Below are 4,805 nucleotides of genomic sequence, written 5' to 3'. Positions count from 1 at the left end.
TTTCGTCCACAGGAACTAGATATTGATTCAATTTGCCGCGCCCCGCCGCGGCCTTGCGGCAGGCCGCGCGCGGGCGCACATGAAGGGCCATGAAGGATATGGCGCTCGCCGAAACCGTCCTGCCGCCGCAGCCGCGCGACTATCCGGGCGTGAACTGGGTGGGCCTGCGGACCCTATACGTCCGCGAGGTGCGGCGCTTCTTCAAGGTCGGGATGCAGACGCTGGCCGCGCCGGTGGTGACAGCCCTGCTCTACATGCTGGTGTTCGTGGTCGCCGTGAAGGGCGCCCGGCCGCCGATGGAGGGAGTCGCCTTCGCCACCTTCGTCGCCCCCGGCCTGATCATGATGCAGATCCTGAACAACGCCTTCTCGAATTCCTCATCCAGCCTGCTGCAGGCCAAGATGAACGGCCTGATCGGCGACTTCCTCACCCCGCCCCTGTCACCGACCGAACAGGTCGCCGGATTCGCCCTCGGCGCGGCGACCCGCGGCGTCGCCGTGGGCGCGGTGGCGGGCCTCGCGGTTCTGCCGTTCGCCCACCTGTGGGTCGCCCATCTGTGGGCGGTGGTCTATTTCGGGGTCGGCGCGTCGCTGATCATGGGGCTGCTGGGGATGATGGCCGCCATCTGGTCGGTCAAGTTCGACCACATCGCCGCGGTGGGCAACTTCATCATCATGCCCATGACCTTTCTCTCGGGCACCTTCTACGTGGTCGACCGCCTGCCCGAGCCCTTCCGCACCGCCTCGCGGTACAACCCGTTCTTCTATCTGATCTCCGGTTTCCGCTACGGCTTCATCGGCCAGAGCGACGGCTCGCTGCTGACCGGGGTCGTGACCACCGCGGTCCTCAGCGTGGTCTTGGCGGCGGTGTGCGTGTGGATGTTCGCCACGGGTTACCGGCTCAAGACCTGAGGCGTCGCAAGAGCTTCACCGAACGAATGTTGACATCGCTGGGCGCGGGCGCGAGAACGCCGCGCTTCCCGCCCCCGCGCGCCGCCGTCACCAGGTGTCAGGCGTCTCGGGGCGCTCTTCTTTTCAAGAGGGAGGCGCGACGATGTCGCTTCAGAGCTCGCCCACCGTTCCCGAAGACCACATCCTGGCGGTCTACAACCGCGCGCCGCTGGCGTTCGAGCGCGGCGTCGGCGCGCGCCTCTACACCGCCGAGGGCGAGGGCTATCTCGACTGCCTGGCCGGCATCGCCACCACCGGCCTCGGCCACTGCCACCCCAAGGTTCTGGGGGCGCTCAAGGACCAGGCCGACAAGCTCTGGCACGTCTCCAACATCTTCCGGATCCCCGGCCAGGAGGCGTTGGCCGCGCGCCTCTGCGAGGAGACCTTCGCCGACGTGGTGTTCTTCACCAACTCCGGGACCGAGGCGATCGAGTGCGCCCTCAAGACCGCCCGCAAATACCACTGGGCCGATGGCCATCCCGAGAAGATCGATATCATCGGCTTCGAGGGCGCCTTCCACGGGCGCAGCTACGCCGCCGTCTACGCGGCCGGCAATCCGTCCTATGTCGAGGGCTTCGGCCCACCCCTGCCGGGCTATGTCCACCTGCCGTTCGGCGACATGGACGCCCTGGCGGCGGCGATGGGCCCGACCACGGCGGCGGTGATCATCGAGCCGGTGCAGGGCGAGGGTGGCGCGCGCGCCCTGCCGGAGGCCGACCTCACGCGGTTGCGCGCGCTGTGCGACGAGCACGGCGCGCTGCTGATCTATGACGAGATCCAGTGCGGCCTGGGTCGCACGGGCAAGCTGTTCGCCTATGAATGGGCCGAGAACGCCGTCCCGGACATCATGTGCGTGGCCAAGGCCCTGGGCGACGGCTTCCCGGTCGGCGCGTGCCTCGCGACCGCCCGCGCCGCCAAGGGGATGACGGTCGGCTCGCACGGCTCGACCTATGGCGGCAATCCCCTGGCCATGGCCGTGGGCCTCGCGGCTTTCAACGAGATCTGCCGGCCCGAGACCCTGGAAAACGTGCGCGAGATCGCCGGCTACTTCACCCAGGCGCTCAAGGGCCTGCAGGACCGCTATCCGGACATCATCGCCGACATCCGCGGCAAGGGCCTGCTGGTCGGGGTCAGGCTGATCCCCAACAACCGCGCCTTCATGGCCCTGGCCCGCGACGAACACCTGCTGATCGCCGGCGGCGGCGACAACTGCGTGCGCCTTCTGCCGTCCCTGCTGCTCACCGCCGAGGAAGCCCGCGAGGCGATCGAGAAGCTGGAGCGGGCCTGCGAGGCGGCGCGGCGGAAAGCGGCGGCGTGAGCGAGCCTCGCCATTTCGTCGACCTCTGGAGACTGGACGCCGCCACGCTCCTGACCATCCTGGGCGACGCCCATCGCCGCAAGGCCGCCCGCGCCGGCTGGACCAAGGGCCGGGTCGACGCCGATGCGCCGGCGGCCGGGCGCACCCTGGCGATGATCTTCGAGCGCAACTCCACCCGCACGCGGTTCTCGTTCGACGCCGCCATGCGCCAACTGGGGGGCGCCAGCCTGATCTCGACCAGCGCCGACCTGCAGCTCGGCCGGGGCGAGACGATCGAGGACACCGCCCGCGTGCTCTCCTCCATGGTTGACGCCATCATGCTGAGGGCGGAGCGCCATGAGACCATGGAAGCCCTGGCGGGCGCCGCCAGCGTGCCGGTGATCAACGGCCTGACGCCGCGCAGCCATCCCTGCCAGATCATGGCCGACCTGATGACCGTGGAGGCGCGCCGCGGGCCGGTGGCCGGCAAGACCATCGCCTGGGTGGGCGACGGCAACAATGTCTGCGCCAGCTATCTGCACGTGGCCGGCAAGCTGGGCTTCGCGCTCAATATCGCCGGCCCGGAGGCCTACCGCCCCTCTCCCGACGACCTGGCCAGGGCTGTCGAGGCGGGTGGCCGGGTGATGCTCACCGACGATCCCCGCGCCGCCGTCGCCGGTGCGGATTGCGTGGTGACCGACACCTGGGTCTCCATGGGCGACAGCGACCACGACGCGCGGGTTCGGGCGTTCCGGCCGTATCAGGTCGACGAGGCGCTGATGGACCTGGCCGGCCCGGACGCGGTATTCCTCCACTGCCTGCCCGCCCATCGCGGCGAGGAGGTCAGCGACGCGGTGCTGGACGGGCCGCGGTCGCTGGTGTGGGAGGCGGCCGAAAACCGCATCCACGCCCAGAAGTCGATCCTGGCCTGGTGTTTCGGGGCGATCTAAAACGCGTTCCGAAAAAGTGGGAACCGGCTTTCGGAATAAAACACGCGTAAAAACAAATAACTAGAGCGACAGGCTATCTGATTCCATCAGATCGGGGGCCGCTCTAGGCGCGGCGGGATCGGGGACCTATATCCGCACCGTGCCCCAGTCCTTCGCCGACGATCTCGTCGCTCCCTTCCAGATCGAAGCCCAGCCCGTGCGTGGCCGCGTCGTGCGCCTCGGACCTGCCGTGGACGAGGTCCTCACCCGTCACGCCTATCCTGACGCCGTGGCCAACTTGCTCGGCGAGGCCTGCGCGCTGGCCGCCCTGGTCGGCGCGAGCCTGAAGTTCGAGGGCCGCCTGATCGTCCAGGCCCAGGGGACCGGGCCGGTCGCCTATGTGGTGGCCGACTACGACACCGCCGGCGCCCTGCGCGGCTACTGCCGCTTCGATGCGGAGCGTGTCGCCGAGGCGAGCGGCGGCTTCGCGCGCCCGGGCGCCGGCACCCTGCTCGGCGAGGGCGTGTTCATCATGACGGTGGACCAAGGTCCCGACATGGACCGCTACCAGGGCGTCACGCCCATCGACGGCGAGACGCTGGCCCTCTGCGCCGAGACCTATTTCGCCCAGTCCGAGCAGACGCCGACGCGGGTGCGGCTGGCGGTCGGCACGGCGGACTCCGGCGAGGGGCCGCATTGGCGGGCGGGCGGGCTGCTCATCCAGAACGTCGCCGAGGACCTGGCGCGGGGACCCACAGAGGAGGCCTGGGACCGCGCCCAGGCGTTCTTCGAGACCGTGGGCGAGGACGAGCTGATCGACCCCACCCTCCCGAGCGAGACCCTGCTGTGGCGGCTTTTTCACGAGGACGGGGTGCGCGTCTTCCCGCCCAAGGCCCTCACCGGCTTCTGCCGCTGCTCGCACGAAAAGATCGTCGGCATGCTGCGCGCCTTTCCACCGGAGGAACGCGCCGAGATGGTCGAGCCCGACGGCCGCATCCACGTGACCTGCGAATACTGCTCGCGCGTCTACGCCTTGGCGCCTGAGGCCGTCGACTAGTTAGGCCGGGACGCCGATACGCGCCTCGAGAGTTTCGGCGGCTTCGTCGAACTGGTCTTCCAGCCAGCGATTCGCGCCGCGGCAGTTAGCCACCACCTGCCGGCCCCATTCCAGATAGTCGGCCCGGCGGGCCGCCGACCAGTCCCGGGGAGGGCTCTCGGCCATGGCGCGCAGGTTCGAGGTCTTGTCCGCGATCTTGATCACCTTGGCGCCGTGCGAGGCGTGGGCGGCGTGTTCGACCTGAAGCCGCTTGCGCTCGGCCAAGGGCAGGGACTTGTCGTCGGTGACCTCCGCCACGAGGCTGGCCACCCTGCCTCCGAAGCGGCCTGCGAGTTCCTCGAAGGTGGTGGCGGTGTCCTCGACGGTGTCGTGCAGCACCGCCGCGACGACGAGGTCCACGTCGGCGCCGTCGGTGGCCCGCGCGACCAGATCGGCCACTTCCGCGAGATGGTTCACCACCGGCTCCGCCGCCTCGCCCTTGCGGCGCTGGCCCACGTGCCGGTCGGCGGCGAAACGGAAGGCTTCCGTCAGTTTAACGATATCGTTCAGGGGTCCGGCTCCGACGTTTGCAC

At 69.4% G+C, this 4,805-nt stretch carries 5 protein-coding genes; 4 read left to right on the top strand and 1 reads right to left on the bottom strand.

The features are described from left to right. Window positions 1-89 precede the first annotated feature (89 nt). The 4 genes from VNW53_RS09695 to VNW53_RS09680 all read left to right on the top strand — a co-directional run bounded on the left by VNW53_RS09695 (window position 90) and on the right by VNW53_RS09680 (window position 4,233). The gene (locus tag VNW53_RS09695) at window positions 90-911 is read left to right on the top strand and encodes an ABC transporter permease (RefSeq protein WP_325555344.1); all 822 of its coding nucleotides are present in this window, start codon (window positions 90-92) and stop codon (window positions 909-911) included. A gap of 142 nt (window positions 912-1,053) precedes the next feature. Then, on the top strand, window positions 1,054-2,268 hold the full coding sequence (locus VNW53_RS09690) for an aspartate aminotransferase family protein (protein WP_325555343.1): 1,215 nt from the start codon (window positions 1,054-1,056) through the stop codon (window positions 2,266-2,268). Continuing rightward, on the top strand, window positions 2,265-3,197 hold the full coding sequence (argF, locus tag VNW53_RS09685) for an ornithine carbamoyltransferase (RefSeq protein ID WP_325555342.1): 933 nt from the start codon (window positions 2,265-2,267) through the stop codon (window positions 3,195-3,197). The genes VNW53_RS09690 and argF overlap by 4 nt, the downstream gene beginning before the upstream one ends. Before the next feature lie 130 nt (window positions 3,198-3,327). Next, window positions 3,328-4,233, top strand: coding sequence for an Hsp33 family molecular chaperone (locus VNW53_RS09680; protein WP_325555346.1), 906 nt, complete (start codon window positions 3,328-3,330; stop codon window positions 4,231-4,233). Here VNW53_RS09680 and VNW53_RS09675 read toward each other — a convergent pair. Then, window positions 4,234-4,805 (bottom strand): HD domain-containing protein (locus VNW53_RS09675; RefSeq protein ID WP_325555341.1); only part of this gene is annotated, 572 nt, incomplete at its 5' end. It lies immediately after the preceding gene.

Origin of the sequence: Phenylobacterium sp. (genome assembly GCF_035569475.1) — a bacterium.
Taxonomy (GTDB): domain Bacteria; phylum Pseudomonadota; class Alphaproteobacteria; order Caulobacterales; family Caulobacteraceae; genus Phenylobacterium.
This window is presented reverse-complemented; position numbering and strand designations above follow the sequence as displayed.